This is a genomic window from Clostridium lapidicellarium (genome assembly GCF_041224415.1).
In the GTDB taxonomy this organism is placed as follows: Bacteria; Bacillota; Clostridia; order Clostridiales; family Clostridiaceae; genus Clostridium_B; species Clostridium_B lapidicellarium.
Map to the genome: position 1 here is coordinate 1 of NZ_JBGFFE010000033.1, position 18,368 is coordinate 18,368.

Consider the following 18,368-nt stretch of genomic DNA (forward strand, 5'->3'; position numbering starts at 1 on the left):
GAAGAACAGTCGGTTCCGGCGTCGTAACTAAAATAGTCGAGTAATATATGATTTTTTGAGTTATTTATCTGAGAGGGAAAGAGTATGTAAATAGGTACCTTTCCCTTCTTCATGAATTCATAATTTTTATACTTGTCATAGATAAATATTTATTGTATAATTAAGAGGTTGTGATGTTATAACAGCGATGAAGCAAGAGGTTGCCGGGCTTCCGGGTAATTCTTGATTGAGTATGCCTTGGTCGTGAACCAGGCGACGGTGCTTTTGTAAAAGGCTGTTTTGTGTTGATTAAATGAAACGCCTGGTACAGTTTACAGAATGCATCCGCTGTTGTACGTAAGAAGTATAGCGTGCATGAAAAGGAGGGAAATATCAATGGCAAAACAAAAAATAAGGATAAGGCTAAAAGCTTTTGATCACACCATATTGGATCAATCATCTGAAAGGATAGTAAAAACTGCTAAATCTACAGGGGCAAATGTGGCGGGACCAGTACCACTGCCGACTGAAAAAGATGTAGTTACAATTTTGAGAGCTCCACATAAATATAAGGATTCAAGAGAGCAATTTGAGATAAGGACTCATAAGAGGCTTATAGACATAATAAGTCCGTCACCTAAGACTGTTGATGCATTGATGAGGTTGGACTTACCAGCAGGTGTAGACATAGAAATAAAATTGTAAGTTAGTATTTTAATTACTGGCTATTATGACCGCTTATGCGATCCGCTAATATGTTTGGGAGGTGTATGTAAATGAAAAAAGCTATATTGGGTAGGAAACTTGGTATGACCCAGATATTTGATGATAAAGGTAAAGTAATTCCTGTTACAGTTATTGAAGCAGGACCCTGTGTAGTTATACAGAAAAAAACAGTAGAAAAAGATGGTTATGATTCTATACAAGTTGGTTTTGATGATATAAGAGAGAAGCTTGTTAATAAGCCATTAAAAGGACATTTCGCTAAATCAGGTGTTCCTTTAAAGAGATTTATAAAAGAATTTAGAATCGATGATGCAAATAAATATGAAGCAGGACAGGAAATAAAGGTAGATGTGTTTGTTGAAGGCGATAAAGTTGACGTGTCGGGTGTTTCAAAAGGTAAGGGATTTCAAGGCACTATAAGAAGATGGAATGCTCAAAGAGGTCCAATGTCTCATGGATCAAAATTTCATAGAGCTGTTGGTTCAATGGGAGCTTCTTCTGATCCGTCCAGAACCTTTAAAAATATGAAAGCACCAGGTCATATGGGAAACAAAAATGTTACAGTGTTGAATCTGGAAGTTGCAAAAATTATCCCCGAGAAAAATATTATCCTAATAAAAGGTGGAGTACCGGGGCCTAATAAAAGTTTTGTAACGATAAAAAATACTGTTAAGGACTAATTTTGGTAGAAAGGAGGATGCAGAATGCCTAATGTAGGATTATTTAATAAAGAAGGACAAAAAATTGGAGAACTTGAATTATCAGATAAAGTGTTTGGAGCTAAAGTAAATCAGTATGCTCTTCATCAGGTGATAGTAGCACAGCTTGCAAACAAAAGGCAGGGAACACAATCAGCAAGGACTAGATCTGAAGTTTCCGGCGGTGGAGCTAAACCTTGGAGACAGAAAGGAACTGGTAGAGCAAGACAGGGATCTATCAGAGCGCCCCAGTGGATTCACGGAGGTATGGTTTTTGCAGTAAAGCCGAGAAACTATAGAATTTCAGTCCCTAAATCAGTTAAAAGATTGGCTATGAAATCAGCTTTGTCCAGCAAAGTTGAAGAGAATGAAATGGTAGTTCTGGATAATTTGGAAGTAGATGTTCCGAAAACAAAGAAAATATTGAAATTGTTAGAAGCTTTTAATGCAAAAAAAACACTGATTGTGACGGCTGAGTCAAATCAAAATGTATATAAATCTGCTAGAAACATACAGGGAGTATCGACTATTCCGGTAAATAACTTGAATGTGTACGATCTGTTGAAGTTTGAAAAACTTATAATAACTAAGGATGCTGTATCAAAGATTGAGGAGGTGTATGCATAGTGAAATATACTAATTATGATATTATAAAAAGACCTGTTATTACAGAAAAAAGTATGAGTTGTATGAATGATAAGAAGTACACCTTTGTAGTTGATATGCGTGCCAATAAATCCATGATAAAAAGGGCTGTTGAAGATATATTTGATGTAGCTGTTGAAACTGTAAATACGGCAAAATATGTGGGAAAAAAGAAGAGGGTTGGTGTTCATATGGGAAAACGACCTGATTATAAAAAAGCCATTGTCAAACTTACAAAAGATAGTAAAACTATAGAATTTTTTGAAGGAATGCAGCAATAAATGAAGCGGTTATTGGAAAAATCCAGATAAGCGAAGAAAAGGAGGGAATACCGTTATGGCAATTAAAGGATTCAAGCCTACCACGCCTTCAAGAAGGCATATGACAGTAAATTCATTTGAAGAGATAACTACAAATGTACCAGAAAAGTCACTTCTTGTAGCTTTGAAAAGAAGTGGTGGGAGAAATGCTCACGGTAAAATAACAGTTCGTCATATAGGCGGCGGTGCAAAACAAAAATATAGAATAGTAGATTTCAAGAGAAATAAAGATGGAATACCAGCAAAGGTGACTACAATAGAATATGATCCTAACAGGTCAGCATTTATAGCGTTGGTAGTTTATGTGGATGGGGAAAAGAGATACATATTAGCTCCATCGGGTTTAAAAGTTGGAGATATAATAGTATCAGGACCAGAGGCAGATATAAAGGCTGGGAATTGCCTTCCACTTTCAAATATACCTGTTGGTACGATAATTCATAATATAGAATTACAAGCAGGAAAGGGAGCACAGCTTGTAAGATCTGCAGGAGCTTCTGCACAACTTATGGCTAAAGAGGGGAAATATGCTACATTGAGACTCCCGAGTGGTGAAATGAGGCAGATAAGGATAGAGTGTAGGGCAACTGTTGGAACAGTTTCAAATCTAACTCATGAAATAGTCAATGTAGGTAAGGCAGGTAGAAAAAGACATATGGGCGTAAGACCGACAGTTAGAGGTTCAGTAATGAATCCTAATGATCACCCTCATGGCGGTGGTGAAGGAAAGGCACCAGTAGGACATCCGGGACCACTTACTCCGTGGGGTAAACCTGCTCTTGGATTTAAGACTAGGAAGCACAATAAGTATTCTGACAAATTGATGGTTAAGAGAAGAAATAGTAAATAGGATGTTAGATGTATTTTATGAAGGGAGGCTGAAAAGTGAGTAGATCAGTTAAAAAAGGACCTTATGTAGAAGAATCACTTTTAAAAAAAATAAATGAATTGAACAAAAAAGGTGAAAAGAAAGTTATAAAGACTTGGTCAAGAAGTTCAACGATATTTCCTCAGATGATAGGTCATACCATAGCAGTTCATGACGGGAGAAAACATGTTCCGGTATATATATCAGAAGATATGGTTGGACATAAATTAGGAGAATTTGCATTGACGAGGACTTATAGAGGACACAATACTGATAAAGCAGCCGATAAAACTGAAAAAACAACTCATGTTGCTCAATAGTACCGGAAGAAGGGAGGTAATGTATAAATGGAAGCTAAAGCTATAGCTAGATATGTAAGAATGTCCTCAATGAAAATTGGAATTGTACTTGATTTAATCAGAGGTAAAGATGTAAATGAAGCCTTTGCTATATTGAAATTCACTCCAAAGGACGGAGCTGCAGTAGTTAATAAGCTTTTGAAATCGGCAGTTGCAAATGCCGAAAACAATTTGGATTTGGATAAAGACAATTTATACATTTCAAAAGCATATGCTTGTGAAGGCCCGACATTAAAAAGATTTCAAGCACATGCTCAGGGAAGAGCATTTAGAATAAATAAAAGAAGCAGTCACATAACTTTAATAGTTAAGGAAAGAGAGTAAGAAGGAGGGAAATAGATTGGGACAGAAAGTACATCCACATGGCTTAAGAGTTGGTGTAATTAAAGACTGGGATGCTAAATGGTATGCAGATAAGAAGAATTTTGCAGACAATCTAGTTGAGGATAATAAGATTAGAACTTATATAAAAAAAAGAGCTGCTGCAGCCGGAGTTTCAAAAATTCAGATTGAAAGAGCAGCCAAGAGAATTAAATTAAATATATTTACAGCCAAACCTGGAATGATAATAGGAAAAGGCGGCCAGGGAATTGATGCTTTAAAGACTGAGCTTCAGAAAATAGTGACAGGTAAAACTATACTTATAAATATAGTTGAAGTGAAATCTGCAGAAGCTGATGCACAACTTATGGCAGAAAATGTAGCACTTCAGCTTGAGAAGAGGATATCTTTCAGAAGGGCTATGAAGCAGACTATACAGAGAGCGATGAAATCTGGCATCAAAGGAGTTAAAATTACATGTTCCGGTAGACTTGGCGGAGCTGAAATTGCAAGGGCCGAATCCTATCATGAAGGAACAATTCCACTCCAGACATTAAGGGCTGATATAGATTACGGATTTTCGGAAGCAAAAACCACATATGGAAAAATTGGTGTGAAAGTATGGGTATATAAAGGAGAGATACTTCCAACTAAAAAGCCAGTTGAGGACAAAAAAAAAGCTAATGCATAGGAAGGAGGAATAGGATATGTTAATGCCTAAGAGAGTTAAACATCGTAAAGTACAGCGTGGTAGAATGAAAGGCAAAGCTACAAGAGGCAATTTTATAGCATATGGCGATTATGCCCTGCAGGCTACAGAATGTGCATGGATAACTGCTAGTCAGATAGAGGCAGCCAGAATAGCTATAAATAGATATATAAAAAGGGGAGGAAAACTTTGGATAAAGATTTTCCCGGATAAACCAGTTACCCAGAAACCTGCTGAAACACGTATGGGTTCCGGTAAAGGGGCACCTGAATATTGGGTAGCAGTTGTTAAACCAGGCAGAGTATTGTTTGAACTGTCGGATGTATCTGAAGAAACAGCAAGAGCAGCTATGAGACTTGCATCATATAAATTGCCTATAAAAACTAAGTTCGTCACAAGAAAAGATTTTGAAGAAACGGGTGGTGAAAGCAATGAAGGCTAGAGAATTGCGAGAATTGAGAGAGAGTAGTACTCAAGATTTGCAGGCAAAAGTAATGGATCTTAAATCTGAATTGTTTAATTTGAGATTCCAATTGGCTACAGGTCAGCTGGAGAATCCCATGAGAATAAAGGAAGTTAAAAAATCTATAGCCCAAATTAAAACCATTCTTAGAGAAGAAGAACTAAGGTCGTTAGAACAATAGGCTGAAAGGAGGTTTATTCCGTGGAAAGAGGATATAGAAAGACCAGGATTGGAAGAGTTATTTCCGATAAAATGGATAAAACTATAGTGGTTGCAGTTGAAACAAAGGTTCGTCATCCACTTTATGGCAAAACAGTTAATAGAACTAGCAAATTTAAAGCTCATGATGAGAAAAATGAAGCAAAAAATAATGACAGAGTATTGATAATGGAAACCAGACCTCTATCTAAAGATAAAAGGTGGAGACTTGTAGAGATAGTTGAAAAGGCTAAATAGATAATAGCTGAAAGGAGGGTATTTTCAATGATTCAACAACAATCAGTGTTGAAGGTTGCAGATAATTCCGGTGCAAAGGAAATTATGTGTATAAGGGTCTTAGGAGGCTCCAATAGGAAATGTGGAAATATCGGTGATCAAATAATTGCTAGTGTTAAGAATGCAACACCAGGCGGTGTTGTCAAAAAAGGAGAAATTGTAAGAGCTGTTATTGTAAGAACCGTGAAAGGACTTAGAAGAACAGATGGCTCCTATATAAAATTTGATGAAAATGCTGCAGTTATAATAAAAGAGGATAAGCAGCCCAGGGGAACTCGTATATTCGGACCAGTTGCGAGAGAGCTAAGAGATAAGAATTTTACAAGAATATTATCGTTAGCACCTGAAGTTTTATAAATGAGGAGGTGGCTATAATGGCAAAGGTACATGTTAGAAAAAAGGATACGGTTATGGTGATATCCGGTAAAGACAAGGGCAAAATAGGAGAAGTTTTGTCAGTGATGCCTAAGGTTGGAAAAGTTGTAGTAAAAGGTGTCAATATAGTTTCAAAACATCAAAAACCCAACAAGCAAAATGTAGAAGGCGGTATAATTCAAAAAGAGGCTCCCATATACAGCTCCAAGGTTATGCTGTATTGTAATAAATGCGAAAGCGTGACCAGAATAAGCCATAAGATATTGGATGATGGAACAAAAGTTAGAGTATGTAAAAAGTGCGGAGAAACATTCTAATCTTTGAAAGGAGGGCAAAATATGAGTTCAAGGTTACAGGAAAAGTATAAAAAGGAAGTAGTTCCTGATTTAATGAAAAAATTTAAATATACTAACACAATGCAGACGCCAAGGCTTGAGAAAATAGTTATCAACATGGGTGTAGGAGAAGCTAAGGATAATCCAAGAATTTTAGAGTCGGCAGTGAATGATCTTACTATAATTACAGGACAAAAGCCGATATTGACGAGGGCGAAGAAGTCCATAGCAAATTTTAAGATAAGGCAAAATATGCCTATAGGCTGTAAGGTTACTTTGAGAAAACAATATATGTATGAATTTGCAGATAAATTAATAAATGTTGCACTGCCAAGAGTTAGAGATTTTTCAGGAGTTTCTGATAAATCTTTTGATGGCAGGGGAAATTATTCATTGGGAATTAAAGAACAGTTAATATTTCCCGAGATAGAATATGATAAAATAGATAAAGTCAGAGGCATGGATATAGTTTTTGTTACTACAGCAAATACTGATGAAGAAGCTAGGGAATTGCTTAAATCTCTTGGAATGCCATTTGCTCAAAAATAAGGAGGGAAAGATATGGCACGTAAAGCTTTAATAGAAAAATGGAAGAAAGAGCCAAAGTACTCAACTAGAGCTTATACAAGATGTAGAATATGTGGTAGGCCTCACGCGGTACTTAAAAAATATGGCATATGTCGTATATGCTTTAGAAAATTGGCTTATAAAGGTGAAATCCCTGGGTGTAAAAAAGCAAGCTGGTAAAAAATATGGTTATTGATTGAAAGGAGGCACAATAAATGGTAATGACTGATCCTATAGCAGATTTACTTACACGTATAAGAAATGCAAATATTGTTAGGCATGAAATAGTGGAAGTACCTTCTTCGACTATTAAGAAGGAAATATTGAATATAATGCTTCAAGAAGGATATATAAAGGATATAGAGGAATATACGGATGGTTCCGTTAATATGATAAGATTTTCTATGAAATATGGTAAAAATAAAGAAAGAGTTATAACTGGCCTGAAGAGGATATCCAAACCGGGATTAAGAGTTTATTGTAGAAAAGAAGAAATCCCCAAGGTGTTAAATGGACTTGGAATCGCAGTGATATCCACTTCCAAAGGAGTTGTTACTGATAAGGAAGCAAGAAAGTTAGGAGTAGGTGGAGAAGTACTCTGCTACATATGGTAAGTTTGTCTAAATAAAATATGAATAGTAATAATAATTAATTGTTACTAACCTATGAGTAATACAGGAGGTGTAATGATGTCAAGAATAGGAAGGCTTCCAATAGCTGTTCCAAGTGGTGTCACCGTTACAGTAGCGCCGGATAATGTCGTTACTGTAAAAGGGCCTAAAGGTCAACTTGTTAAAGCTATGAGAAAAGATATAAATATAACTGTAAAAGACAATAATGTAATATGTAATAGAAATGATGATGAAAAAGAAACCAAAGCTTTGCATGGACTTACTAGAGCACTGATAAATAATATGGTTATTGGTGTAACCCAAGGATATGTAAAAACGCTGGAATTAGTAGGTGTTGGATATAGAGCTCAATTAAAAGGTAAAAAATTGGTTCTGCACGTGGGATATTCTCATCCAGTTGAGATAGAATCAATTGAAGGTATAACTTTTGAGACACCTTCTGCTACAAAGATTGTGGTAAAAGGTATTGATAAAGAACTAGTGGGATATGTTGCGGCTAACATAAGATCCTGGAGGAAACCTGAGCCTTATAAAGGAAAAGGAATTAAATATGAGGATGAGATTATAAGACGTAAAGAAGGTAAAACTGGTAAAAAGTAGTAGAAAGGAGTGAATCTTATGTTTAAGAAAGATGACAAAAAAAAGCTGAGATCGAAACGTCATCTTAAAGTTCGTAAAAAGATTTTTGGAACGACTGAAAGACCGAGACTTTCTGTGTATAGAAGTGATAAAAATATATATGCCCAGATAATAGATGATGTAAAGGGAACGACTTTGGTTTCTGCTTCTAGTTTAGACAAAGATTTTCAAGGTAATGGAAGTAACAGGGAAGCTGCAAAAGTTGTTGGAGAATCCATAGCCAAAAAGGCCATGGAAAAAGGCATTAAAAAAGTGGTTTTTGATAGAGGCGGGTATATATACCATGGAAGAGTACAGAATTTGGCTGAAGGAGCAAGAGAGGCCGGATTAGAATTTTAAAAGAGGAGGGAAGTAAATGAGAATTGATCCTAGCACTTTAAATCTTAAAGAAAAAGTTGTATTTATAAATAGAGTTGCTAAAGTTGTTAAAGGCGGTAGAAATTTTAGATTTAGTGCCTTAGTTGTAGTAGGCGATGAAAATGGCCACGTTGGAGTGGGTGCGGGAAAATCCATAGAAATACCTGAAGCAATTAGAAAAGGAATAGAAGATGCAAAGAAGAATTTAATTAATGTTCCAATTTCGGGGACAACAGTGCCGCATGACATAATAGGCCAATTTGGAACAGGAAAAGTATTTATAATGACAGCTCCTCAAGGTACTGGAATTATAGCAGGAGGACCTTCCAGAGCAGTGCTTGAACTTGCAGGATTAAAGGATGTTAGAGCAAAATCAGTTGGTTCTAATAATCCAATGAATATGGTAAATGCTACTATTGATGGTTTGTCAAGACTGAAGACGGCTGAACATATAGCTAGTCTGAGGGGTAAAACTGTCGAAGAGATTTTAGGTTAGGAGGGAATGACCTTGGCTAAACTTAAAATAACTTTAAGAAAAAGTTTGATAGGTAGAAAAAAAGATCACATTGATACTGTCAATGCTCTTGGACTGAGAAAAATAGGGAAAACCGTAGAGCAAGAGGACACTCCTCAAATAAGAGGCATGATCAAAAAAGTTAGCTACCTTTTAGATGTAGAGGAAATGTAATACAGAGGAGGTGTAAGTACAAATGAAACTTCATGAATTGAAACCGGCAGAAGGATCGAGGAAATCACGTAAAAGAATCGGAAGAGGTACTGGATCAGGTTTTGGAAGAAATGCCGGGAAAGGTGAAAAAGGACAAAAAGCTAGATCCGGTGGTGGAGTAAGGATAGGCTTTGAAGGAGGACAGATGCCGCTCTATAGAAGACTTCCTAAAAGAGGCTTTACTAATATATTTGCAAAAGAATATTTTGAATTGAACGTTGATAGGTTGAATATGTTTGAAGATGGAACAGAAGTTACACCAGAATTACTTTTGAAGAGAAGAGTTATAAAGAGATCAAAAGATGGATTAAAGATACTTGGGAATGGTGATCTTAAGAAGAAACTCACAGTTAAAGCAGCTAAATTTACAAAAACTGCAGCAAAGAAAATAGAAGCGGCTGGAGGAAAAGTAGAGGTGATATAAGGTGTTATCAACCTTACGTAATGCTTGGAAGGTTCCTGAACTTAAAAAGAGATTGATATTTACTATACTTATGGTCATAGTACTTAGATTAGGTAATTTTATTCCTGTTCCAGGTATTGATACCACTAAATTGACTAATTTAACTCAAAATGGATCATTATTTGGGTTCTATGATCTTTTATCAGGAGGTGCGTTTAGCAGGTTTAGTATATTTGCTATGGGAGTTATTCCCTTCATCAATTCCTCTATTATATTTCAATTACTTGCAGTTGCAATTCCAAGTTTGGAACAAATGTCTAAAGAGGGAGAAGAAGGAAGAAAAAAAATACAGGAATATACTAGATATGCATCAATACCTCTTGGAGTAATTCAAGGTTTTAGTATATATGCTATAATAAGTAGAGCTGGAGCCCTGGTGGATCCATCTAATAAAATGAGTATATTTATGATAATATTTACTGTAACTGTAGCATCAACTTTTCTTATGTGGCTTGGTGATAAAATTACGGAGCATGGTGTTGGAAATGGGATTTCTCTTATAATATTTGTAAATATTGTTTCCAGATTTCCATCTGCCTTATATAGCATATTCAAACTCCAGCAGGTTGGAACAATCAATTTTGTGGAATTAGTTGGATTTGGAGTAGTAATAATTGTACTGTTTACGGCAGTTGTGCTTATGAGTTTGGCAGAAAGAAGAATTCCAATACAATATGCAGGTAAGACAAATGGGGGTAGAATGTATAAAGGACAGTCAACGCATATTCCTATTAATGTGAATGGGGCGGCTGTTATCGGAATAATATTTGCCATATCGGTAATGCAGTTTCCGGCTACCATAGGTCAATTTTGGCCTGATTCTGCTTTTAATAGATTTGTAACGGCAAGCTCATTTAGCCCATTTAAAGATAGTAATTGGCAATATTCAGCATTATATTTCTTATTGACAATTTTTTTCACTTGGTTTTATACTGAAGTTACCCTTAAACCGGAAGAGATGGCTGAGAATATGAATAAATCCTCTGGGTTTATACCGGGAATAAGACCAGGAGAGCCGACGACTATATTTATAGAAAGAGTTTTAGCTAGAGTATCATTTTTAGGAGGAGCTTTCGCTGGCATAGTTGCTATATCACCTATAATAGCAGAGACTTACACTAATTTTAAAGGTATATATTTTGGTGGAACAGGATTACTTATAATAGTAAATGTTGCTATTGAAACTATAAGGCAAATAGAATCGCAGGTGTTAGTGCGTCATTATCACGGATTTTTGAATTGATAAGTTATTTTGGAGATGATGATTTGAAAATAATTTTATTAGGACCTCCAGGGGCGGGAAAAGGAACTCAAGCTAAATTTATCAGTAGGGAATATTCCATACCTCACATTTCTACTGGCGATATATTTAGAAAGAATATTTCAGAGAAAACTTCTCTTGGAGTTAAAGCTAAAAAGTATTTGGATGCAGGAAAATTGGTACCTGATGAGATCACCATAGGTATAATGAAAAATCGATTGGACATGGATGACTGTAAAAATGGATTTTTACTGGATGGGTTTCCAAGAACAGTAAACCAAGCTAGAGCTTTGGATTCATACTTAAATGGTGTGGGACAGAAAATAGATGTGGTTCTTCTTATTGATGTTCCCGAGAAGTTGATTTTTGATAGAATAACAGGAAGAAGAGTTTGTCCATCTTGTGGTGCAAGTTATCATATAAAATTTAATCCACCAAAGATAGAGGGAAAATGTGATGTATGCCATAGTGACATTGTACAGAGGAAAGACGATACTGAGTCCACGGTTAAGAGCAGATTAGAGGTATATGGCAGACAGACAGAGCCTTTAGTTGGTTATTATGAAGCCCAGGGTGTTCTTTCCAAAGTTGATGGCAGTGGAGAAATAGATCAGGTTTTCCAAAATGTAAGAAATGTATTAAAAAAGTATAATTGAGCTTTTATGATATACTAAGAGTGATATTTGATGATATTTTGGCAGTCAGCAATAACAAGGAGGTTTGATTACCTTATGTCAAAAGATGACGTTATTGAAATGCAGGGTACTGTTTTGGAAGCTTTACCCAATGCAATGTTTGAAGTGAAACTGGAAAGCGGACATAAAATATTGGCACATATATCGGGTAAATTGAGAATGAATTTTATAAGAATACTTCCGGGTGACAAAGTTACAGTGGAACTTTCTCCCTATGATTTGACGAGAGGGAGAATAACTTGGAGAGCAAAATAATTAGGGAGGAGTGTTTATAATGAAAGTAAGACCATCAGTAAAACGTATGTGCGAAAAGTGCAAGATCATAAAGCGAAAGGGTAGAGTGATGGTTATATGTGAAAACCCTAAGCATAAACAAAAGCAGGGATAGATTAATTAAAAAAGGATATCGATAAAAGCGTGTGCTGATTGATGTTTATTATATACTTAGGAGGTGTAAATTTTAATGGCAAGAATAGCAGGTATTGACCTACCAAAAGAGAAAAGAGTGGAAATAGGTCTTACTTATATATATGGTATAGGATTATCAACTTCTCAAAAAATTCTGAAGGAAACCAATGTAAATCCCGATACTCGGGTTAAAGACTTGACAGAAGGAGAAATTAATTCCTTGAGAAATTCTATAAAAAATTTGAGAATTGAGGGAGATTTGAGAAGAGAAGTTGCCCTTAATATAAAGAGGCTGATAGAAATAGGATCATATAGAGGAATAAGGCATAGAAAAGGTCTGCCGGTAAGAGGACAGAAAACTAAAACGAATGCCAGAACTAGAAAGGGACCTAAAAAAATAGTAGGAGCTAGAAAGAGATTAGTAAAATAATAAGGAGGTAAGAAAATATGGCAGCTGGAAAAGTTAAAAAGACAACTAAGAGAAAAAAAGAGAAAAAAAATGTTGAACATGGCTGTGCACATATAAGATCAACATTTAATAACTCGATAGTTACCATTACGGATACTGCAGGTAATACTTTATCATGGGCCAGTGCAGGCGGTTTAGGATTCAAAGGTTCCAGGAAGAGTACCCCATTTGCTGCACAAATGGCAGCTGAAACATCAGCTAAGGCAGCTATGGAACATGGATTGAGAAGTATTGAAGTATATGTTAAGGGACCGGGTGCAGGCAGAGAAGCTGCAATAAGGTCACTCCAGGCAGCAGGACTTGAAGTAACCTTGATCAAGGATGTTACTCCAATACCACATAATGGTTGTAGACCACCAAAAAGAAGAAGAGTTTAGTAATAGGAGGTGTAAATTTTAATGGCAAGATATACTGGGTCGGTATGTAGACTTTGTAGAAGAGAAGGTTTGAAGCTATTTCTCAAGGGAGATAGATGTTATACGGATAAATGTGCATTTTCGAGAAGAGGATATGCACCAGGACAGCATGGCCAGGGAAGAAAGAAGATATCCAATTATGGTATGCAGTTGAGAGAAAAACAGAAAGCTAAGAGAATATATGGATTGTTGGAAGGACAATTTAGAAGATATTATGAGAAAGCTGATAAAAGAAAGGGTATAACGGGCGAAAATTTATTGGCTTTGCTTGAAACAAGACTTGACAATGTAATTTACAGGCTTGGATATGGTCAGTCAAGATCAGAGGCTAGACAATTGGTGACTCATGGTCATTTCCTGGTTAACGGTAAAAAGGTAAATATTCCTTCTTTCAATGTGTCAGCCGATGATGTGGTGACTGTAAGAGATAAGAGCAAGGCATCTGAAAAATTTAAGACTTTTGCAGAAAATCCCAAGACTTTACCAGCTTGGTTAGAGGGAGATATGGAAAATTTTCAGGGAAAAGTCATTAGAGAACCATCAAGGGATGAGATAGATGTCCCTGTTAATGAGACGTTGATAGTAGAGTTATACAGTAAATAATTAATATAGAATCAGTTGCCCTCGAGGATATATTATTATATAAATAGAAGGAGGGTTATATTTATGTTAGAAATAGAAAAACCCAAAATTGAATGTGTTGAAACCAGTGAAGATGGAAGCTATGCAAAATTTGTAGTGGAACCGCTTGAAAGGGGTTATGGCATTACTCTTGGAAATGCACTTAGAAGAATTCTTCTTTCTTCACTTCCAGGGGTTGCTGCTAACTATGTGAAAATAGATGGTGTGCTTCATGAATTTTCCACTGTACCTGGGGTAAAGGAAGATGTATCAGAGTTAATTTTAAATATAAAGGAATTAGCTTTAAAGATGAGTGGAGAAGGCCCTAAAACTATATATATAGATGCTCAGGGACCAGGAGAGGTTGTAGCTGGAGATATAAAGACAGATGGCGACGTTGAAATAGTCAATAAGGATTTACATATAGCTACTCTGGATGAAGATGGTAAACTTTATATGGAGATTACTGTAAACAACGGCAGAGGATATGTTTCTCAATCAAGGAATAAGTCTGAAAATATGCCAATAGGTACAATACCTGTGGATTCAATATATACACCTATTAAAAGAGTTAATTTTACTGTAGACAATACAAGAGTTGGTCAGATAACTGATTATGATAAACTGTCATTAGAAGTATGGACTAATGGAACCATATTGCCGAATGAAGCTGTAAGTTTATCTGCTAAAATTCTCATAGAACATTTTAAGCTCTTTATGACTTTGACTGATCATGCTAATAATGTTGAGATAATGGTTGAAAAAGAAGAGGATAAGAAAGAAAAAGTTCTTGAAATGGCCATAGAGGAATTAGAGCTTTCCGTAAGAAGTTATAATTGCCTGAAAAGGGCTGGCATAAATACAGTGCAGGAACTGACCGAGCGGACTATAGATGATATGATGAAAGTTAGAAATCTAGGTAAAAAATCTCTGGAGGAAGTTCAACAGAAACTTGCTGCTTTGGGATTATCATTAAAGCAAAACGAAGATTAAAAATTCAGAATAAATTCTTGCAAGCTCATATTTATAAAAAACAGTAGTGAGGAGGGATATGAATGGCGAGATACCGTAAATTAGGAAGACCTTCTGATCAGAGAAGGGCTATGCTTAGAAATCTTGTTACTAGTTTTCTAAAGCATGGAAGAATACAGACGACATGTACGAGAGCAAAGGAAACAAGAAATATAGCAGAGAAAATGATAACCCTTGCCAAAAGAGGAGATCTTCATGCCAGAAGACAGGTACTTTCATTTGTAACTGAAGAAGAAGTTGTAAAAAATTTATTTACTGATATAGCTCCCAAATATACTGAAAGAAATGGCGGATACACCAGAATGTATAAGATAGGTCCAAGAAGGGGCGACGGAGCTGAACTAGTTATACTGGAACTAGTGTAATAATTGGAGGGAATATGGAGGGATTAAGTAAATTGGCTTAATCCCTGTTTTTCTACCAAAAGTTTTTAAATTAAATGTGAGGCAAATATTATCTGGCTGTAGATTCGAAATGGCTCATCTAATTAGCGAGGTGTTTCTATGGAAAAAAATATGATATTGTGTAAAAATGTAAAATATAAATATGAAAATGATGATGAAAAGAGTTCTAAATTTGCCATAGACGATGTTAGCCTTCGGGTGAGAAAGGGAGAATTTCTTGCAATTCTAGGTAGAAATGGTTCCGGAAAGTCCACTATGGCAAAACACATGAATGCATTGTTAAGTCCTACTGATGGCAAAGTATATGTAGAGGGTTTAGATACATCGGATGATAGAAATACATGGAATATTAGAAATAAGGCAGGAATGGTTTTTCAAAATCCAGATAATCAGATAGTTGCCACTGTTGTAGAAGAAGATGTTGCTTTTGGACCGGAAAATTTGGGAGTACCGCCTAAGGAGATAAGACTTAGGGTCAATGAATGTTTGAAGAGAGTACATATGTATGAATACAGAAAGGATGCTCCACATCTACTTTCAGGAGGTCAAAAACAAAGGGTAGCCATAGCGGGAGTACTTGCCATGATGCCGGATTGTATAATATTTGACGAATCCACTGCAATGCTGGATCCTTCAGGTAGGAAAGAAGTACTGAATACCATAAAAGAAATAAATACCAAGTATGGTATAACTGTAATTCTTATCACTCATTATATGGAAGAGGCAGTTGATGCAGACAGGATAATTGTTATGGATAAAGGCAGAATTATAATGGAAGGCCCCCCCAGAAGCATATTTAGTCAAGTAGACAGGATGAAAAGTATTGGACTTGATGTGCCGCAGATGACTGAACTGGCGTATGAACTGAAAAAAAATGGAGTGAATATTAGAACCGATATACTAACTATAGATGAGATGGTGAATGCATTATGTCAATTAAAATAGAAAATTTAACTCATGTATATATGGAAGGTTCTCCTTTTGAAAAAAAAGCCCTAGATGACGTGAATATTGAAATTACAGATGGGGAATTTATTGCCCTCATAGGACATACGGGTTCAGGAAAATCAACTCTTATCCAGCATATAAACGGACTTTTAAAGCCTACATCAGGAAAAATTATAATAGATGGAGTGGATATTACTGAAAAAAAGCTCAATTTGAATTTTATAAGAAAAAAAGTTGGGCTTGTATTTCAATATCCGGAGTATCAATTATTTGAAGAGACTATAGAGAAAGATATTGCATTTGGACCTAAGAATTTGGGTCTAAACAGTGAGGATGTATCTGGTAGAGTCAAGAAAGCTATGAGTATGGTTGGATTGGATTATGAAGAGTATAAGGATAAATCTCCATTTGAATTAAGCGGCGGACAAAAAAGAAGAGTTGCCATAGCTGGAGTAGTTGCCATGGAACCTAAAATGCTTATATTGGATGAACCTACGGCAGGCCTTGATCCCAAGGGAAGAGATGATATTCTAGGACAGATAAAAAATTTGCACGATGAATACAATATGACTATAATACTTGTATCCCACAGTATGGAGGATGTAGCTAAACTTGCAGATAGGATAATAGTAATGAATAAGGGAAAATGTATATTAGATGGATCGCCAGCAGAAATTTTTAATAAAATCGATGTTTTGGAAAGTGTAGGACTTGCAGTGCCGCAAGTAACCTATATGGCAAAAAAACTCAGAGAAAAGGGAATTAATATATCAAAAAATGTATTTACTGTAGATCAGGCAAAAAAAGAGTTGCTTAAAATACTGAATAAACGTTAGGGGAGCTGGCAAATGATTAAAGATATTACAATAGGACAATATGTACCTGGCAATTCTTTTGTTCATAAATTGGATCCCAGAATCAAAATATTGATATCTTTAATATATATCGTGGATTTATTTATAGTGAACAACTTTAAAGGGTATATATTTATAGTGGCATTTACTGCTATTTCAATACTTATATCTAAGGTAAAGCTTGTGTATATATATAAGGGACTTAAGCCTATATTTATTTTAGTACTTATAACTGCAGTATTGAATGTGTTTATGACAAGTGGGACTAATCCACCGTTGTTTAGATGGAAGTTTTTAGTTGTATATAGAGAAGGGCTGGTTATGGCCGCATTTATGACTATCAGACTTGTATTTTTGATTGTGGGAACATCACTTCTGACGTTAACTACGTCTCCAATTGAGTTAACTGATGGTATAGAGAAACTTTTGAATCCAATGAAAAAAATAGGTGTGCCAGCTCATGAGCTGGCTATGATGATGACTATTGCTCTTAGGTTTATACCAACTTTGATGGATGAGACGGATAAGATAATGAAGGCACAGATGGCAAGAGGAGCAGATTTCCAGTCGGGTAATATTATTCAGAGAGCTAAAAGTCTTGTACCGATACTGGTTCCGCTTTTTATAAGTTCTTTTAGACGGGCGGATGAATTGGCTATGGCTATGGAAGCCAGATGTTACAGAGGAGGAGAAGGTAGGACTAGGATGAAACAGCTTAAATTGACTAATAGAGATTTTACGGCATCCACCTGTACTGCAGCTCTGGTATTTGTTTCTGTATTGAGCAGATTGTGGTGGAGTTGATGAAGAATATTAAATTGACGATACAATATGATGGCACTAATTATTCGGGTTGGCAAAGACAAAAAAATGCCGTTGCTGTCCAGGAAAAGCTGGAGAATGCAATTAAAAAAGTTACTGGCAAATTTTCGGGTGTTATAGGTTCCGGCAGAACGGATGCGGGGGTTCATGCCAGAGAATTCGTATGTAATTTTTTTACTGACAGCAAAATACCTGCACCAAACTTTGAAATGGTATTGAATGGAGTATTACCAGATGACATAGTCGTGTTAAAATCTGAACATGTGGATGATAATTTTCATGCAAGATTTTGCAGTAAAGGGAAAAGATATGTTTATACTGTAATTACGGGAGATAACAGACCGGCTATAGGAAGGCAGTATGTTTATTATTTTAGAAGGAAGTTGAATTTGGAAAAAATTCAAATGGCGTGCGGGTATTTTTTGGGAACGCATGATTTTTCCGCTTTTAAAAAAAAGGGAGGAACGGTTAGATCCCCTATTAGAACCATAAGTGAAATGACAGCTGTGCAAAAGGGAAAATTTATTAAGTTCAGTGTTACTGGAAATGGATTTTTATATAATATGGTTAGAATAATGGTAGGAACTCTTTTGGAAGTGGGAGTGGGTAGATTTAAACCGGAAGATGTGAAATATATTTTAGAATCGGGAGATAGAGCGAAAGCAGGAAAACCTGCTCCGGCAAAAGGTCTTTGCCTTGAAAAGGTATTTTATTGATGTCAACTAATTTTGAAAATGTCCCAAAAAGTTTTAATTATTAG

34 protein-coding genes are annotated in these 18,368 nt (G+C 35.9%); all 34 read left to right on the top strand.

Annotated elements, in window-relative coordinates; translation table 11 throughout:
* The first annotated feature begins 375 nt into the window (after positions 1–375).
* Entirely contained in the window at positions 376–684 is a 309-nt protein-coding gene (rpsJ, locus tag AB8S09_RS14755) for a 30S ribosomal protein S10 (RefSeq protein ID WP_294183141.1), read from the top strand.
* Between the two features lie 71 nt (positions 685–755).
* Positions 756–1,385 carry a 50S ribosomal protein L3 gene (gene rplC, locus AB8S09_RS14760; protein WP_294183139.1) on the top strand — a complete coding sequence of 210 codons (630 nt, stop codon included), beginning with the start codon at positions 756–758 and terminating at the stop codon, positions 1,383–1,385.
* Positions 1,386–1,409: 24 nt separating this feature from the next.
* The gene (rplD, locus tag AB8S09_RS14765) at positions 1,410–2,030 is read left to right on the top strand and encodes a 50S ribosomal protein L4 (RefSeq protein WP_294183136.1); all 621 of its coding nucleotides are present in this window, start codon (positions 1,410–1,412) and stop codon (positions 2,028–2,030) included.
* A complete protein-coding gene (gene rplW, locus AB8S09_RS14770; RefSeq protein WP_294183133.1) occupies positions 2,030–2,329 on the top strand; it encodes a 50S ribosomal protein L23 in 300 nt (99 codons plus the stop codon). Before rplD ends, rplW begins: the two co-directional genes overlap by 1 nt.
* A gap of 55 nt (positions 2,330–2,384) precedes the next feature.
* A complete protein-coding gene (gene rplB / locus AB8S09_RS14775; RefSeq protein ID WP_294183131.1) occupies positions 2,385–3,218 on the top strand; it encodes a 50S ribosomal protein L2 in 834 nt (277 codons plus the stop codon).
* A gap of 35 nt (positions 3,219–3,253) precedes the next feature.
* Positions 3,254–3,556 carry a 30S ribosomal protein S19 gene (gene rpsS / locus AB8S09_RS14780; RefSeq protein WP_294183129.1) on the top strand — a complete coding sequence of 101 codons (303 nt, stop codon included), beginning with the start codon at positions 3,254–3,256 and terminating at the stop codon, positions 3,554–3,556.
* A gap of 27 nt (positions 3,557–3,583) precedes the next feature.
* The gene (gene rplV / locus AB8S09_RS14785) at positions 3,584–3,919 is read left to right on the top strand and encodes a 50S ribosomal protein L22 (protein ID WP_294183127.1); all 336 of its coding nucleotides are present in this window, start codon (positions 3,584–3,586) and stop codon (positions 3,917–3,919) included.
* A gap of 16 nt (positions 3,920–3,935) precedes the next feature.
* Positions 3,936–4,607: a 30S ribosomal protein S3 gene (gene rpsC / locus AB8S09_RS14790; protein ID WP_294183124.1), complete on the top strand. Its 672-nt coding sequence runs from the start codon at positions 3,936–3,938 to the stop codon at positions 4,605–4,607.
* Positions 4,608–4,623: 16 nt separating this feature from the next.
* The gene (gene rplP, locus AB8S09_RS14795; protein WP_294183123.1) at positions 4,624–5,067 is read left to right on the top strand and encodes a 50S ribosomal protein L16; all 444 of its coding nucleotides are present in this window, start codon (positions 4,624–4,626) and stop codon (positions 5,065–5,067) included.
* A complete protein-coding gene (gene rpmC / locus AB8S09_RS14800) occupies positions 5,057–5,269 on the top strand; it encodes a 50S ribosomal protein L29 (protein ID WP_294183121.1) in 213 nt (70 codons plus the stop codon). Before rplP ends, rpmC begins: the two co-directional genes overlap by 11 nt.
* 20 nt (positions 5,270–5,289) lie before the next feature.
* A complete protein-coding gene (rpsQ, locus tag AB8S09_RS14805) occupies positions 5,290–5,544 on the top strand; it encodes a 30S ribosomal protein S17 (RefSeq protein WP_294183119.1) in 255 nt (84 codons plus the stop codon).
* A gap of 27 nt (positions 5,545–5,571) precedes the next feature.
* On the top strand, positions 5,572–5,940 hold the full coding sequence (gene rplN / locus AB8S09_RS14810) for a 50S ribosomal protein L14 (protein WP_294183117.1): 369 nt from the start codon (positions 5,572–5,574) through the stop codon (positions 5,938–5,940).
* Positions 5,941–5,957: 17 nt separating this feature from the next.
* Positions 5,958–6,275 (top strand): 50S ribosomal protein L24, encoded by a 318-nt coding sequence (gene rplX, locus AB8S09_RS14815; RefSeq protein WP_294183115.1) that lies wholly within the window; start codon positions 5,958–5,960, stop codon positions 6,273–6,275.
* Positions 6,276–6,296: 21 nt separating this feature from the next.
* Positions 6,297–6,842: a 50S ribosomal protein L5 gene (rplE, locus tag AB8S09_RS14820; protein ID WP_294183113.1), complete on the top strand. Its 546-nt coding sequence runs from the start codon at positions 6,297–6,299 to the stop codon at positions 6,840–6,842.
* A 12-nt stretch (positions 6,843–6,854) separates the two neighbouring features.
* Entirely contained in the window at positions 6,855–7,040 is a 186-nt protein-coding gene (locus AB8S09_RS14825) for a type Z 30S ribosomal protein S14 (protein WP_294183112.1), read from the top strand.
* 35 nt (positions 7,041–7,075) lie between these two features.
* Positions 7,076–7,474, top strand: a complete 399-nt coding sequence (gene rpsH / locus AB8S09_RS14830; RefSeq protein ID WP_294183110.1) for a 30S ribosomal protein S8 — start codon at positions 7,076–7,078, stop codon at positions 7,472–7,474.
* 75 nt (positions 7,475–7,549) lie between these two features.
* Positions 7,550–8,092, top strand: coding sequence for a 50S ribosomal protein L6 (gene rplF, locus AB8S09_RS14835; protein WP_294183244.1), 543 nt, complete (start codon positions 7,550–7,552; stop codon positions 8,090–8,092).
* Positions 8,093–8,110: 18 nt separating this feature from the next.
* The gene (gene rplR / locus AB8S09_RS14840; protein WP_294183108.1) at positions 8,111–8,470 is read left to right on the top strand and encodes a 50S ribosomal protein L18; all 360 of its coding nucleotides are present in this window, start codon (positions 8,111–8,113) and stop codon (positions 8,468–8,470) included.
* A gap of 16 nt (positions 8,471–8,486) precedes the next feature.
* Positions 8,487–8,984: a 30S ribosomal protein S5 gene (gene rpsE, locus AB8S09_RS14845; protein WP_294183107.1), complete on the top strand. Its 498-nt coding sequence runs from the start codon at positions 8,487–8,489 to the stop codon at positions 8,982–8,984.
* Between the two features lie 12 nt (positions 8,985–8,996).
* Entirely contained in the window at positions 8,997–9,176 is a 180-nt protein-coding gene (rpmD, locus tag AB8S09_RS14850; RefSeq protein WP_294183105.1) for a 50S ribosomal protein L30, read from the top strand.
* Between the two features lie 22 nt (positions 9,177–9,198).
* Positions 9,199–9,639 (top strand): 50S ribosomal protein L15, encoded by a 441-nt coding sequence (gene rplO / locus AB8S09_RS14855; protein WP_294183104.1) that lies wholly within the window; start codon positions 9,199–9,201, stop codon positions 9,637–9,639.
* A gap of 1 nt (position 9,640) precedes the next feature.
* Positions 9,641–10,921, top strand: coding sequence for a preprotein translocase subunit SecY (secY, locus tag AB8S09_RS14860; protein ID WP_294183102.1), 1,281 nt, complete (start codon positions 9,641–9,643; stop codon positions 10,919–10,921).
* Between the two features lie 23 nt (positions 10,922–10,944).
* On the top strand, positions 10,945–11,595 hold the full coding sequence (locus tag AB8S09_RS14865) for an adenylate kinase (protein ID WP_294183241.1): 651 nt from the start codon (positions 10,945–10,947) through the stop codon (positions 11,593–11,595).
* A gap of 75 nt (positions 11,596–11,670) precedes the next feature.
* Positions 11,671–11,889 carry a translation initiation factor IF-1 gene (gene infA, locus AB8S09_RS14870; protein ID WP_119969985.1) on the top strand — a complete coding sequence of 73 codons (219 nt, stop codon included), beginning with the start codon at positions 11,671–11,673 and terminating at the stop codon, positions 11,887–11,889.
* 19 nt (positions 11,890–11,908) lie between these two features.
* A complete protein-coding gene (gene rpmJ, locus AB8S09_RS14875) occupies positions 11,909–12,022 on the top strand; it encodes a 50S ribosomal protein L36 (protein ID WP_294183097.1) in 114 nt (37 codons plus the stop codon).
* Positions 12,023–12,097: 75 nt separating this feature from the next.
* Complete coding sequence (gene rpsM / locus AB8S09_RS14880) at positions 12,098–12,472, top strand: 30S ribosomal protein S13 (RefSeq protein ID WP_294183095.1); 375 nt, start codon at positions 12,098–12,100, stop codon at positions 12,470–12,472.
* A gap of 17 nt (positions 12,473–12,489) precedes the next feature.
* Positions 12,490–12,888: a 30S ribosomal protein S11 gene (rpsK, locus tag AB8S09_RS14885; RefSeq protein WP_294183093.1), complete on the top strand. Its 399-nt coding sequence runs from the start codon at positions 12,490–12,492 to the stop codon at positions 12,886–12,888.
* 21 nt (positions 12,889–12,909) lie between these two features.
* The gene (gene rpsD / locus AB8S09_RS14890; RefSeq protein ID WP_294183091.1) at positions 12,910–13,530 is read left to right on the top strand and encodes a 30S ribosomal protein S4; all 621 of its coding nucleotides are present in this window, start codon (positions 12,910–12,912) and stop codon (positions 13,528–13,530) included.
* Positions 13,531–13,593: 63 nt separating this feature from the next.
* A complete protein-coding gene (locus AB8S09_RS14895) occupies positions 13,594–14,541 on the top strand; it encodes a DNA-directed RNA polymerase subunit alpha (protein ID WP_294183089.1) in 948 nt (315 codons plus the stop codon).
* Positions 14,542–14,603: 62 nt separating this feature from the next.
* Positions 14,604–14,945 carry a 50S ribosomal protein L17 gene (gene rplQ / locus AB8S09_RS14900; protein ID WP_294183087.1) on the top strand — a complete coding sequence of 114 codons (342 nt, stop codon included), beginning with the start codon at positions 14,604–14,606 and terminating at the stop codon, positions 14,943–14,945.
* A gap of 138 nt (positions 14,946–15,083) precedes the next feature.
* Positions 15,084–15,929 (top strand): energy-coupling factor transporter ATPase, encoded by an 846-nt coding sequence (locus AB8S09_RS14905; protein WP_294183085.1) that lies wholly within the window; start codon positions 15,084–15,086, stop codon positions 15,927–15,929.
* Positions 15,914–16,768 (top strand): energy-coupling factor transporter ATPase, encoded by an 855-nt coding sequence (locus AB8S09_RS14910; RefSeq protein ID WP_294183083.1) that lies wholly within the window; start codon positions 15,914–15,916, stop codon positions 16,766–16,768. The genes AB8S09_RS14905 and AB8S09_RS14910 overlap by 16 nt, the downstream gene beginning before the upstream one ends.
* Positions 16,769–16,780: 12 nt before the next feature.
* On the top strand, positions 16,781–17,590 hold the full coding sequence (locus AB8S09_RS14915) for an energy-coupling factor transporter transmembrane component T family protein (protein WP_294183081.1): 810 nt from the start codon (positions 16,781–16,783) through the stop codon (positions 17,588–17,590).
* Positions 17,590–18,324, top strand: a complete 735-nt coding sequence (truA, locus tag AB8S09_RS14920; protein ID WP_294183078.1) for a tRNA pseudouridine(38-40) synthase TruA — start codon at positions 17,590–17,592, stop codon at positions 18,322–18,324. Before AB8S09_RS14915 ends, truA begins: the two co-directional genes overlap by 1 nt.
* Positions 18,325–18,368: the final 44 nt, after the last annotated feature.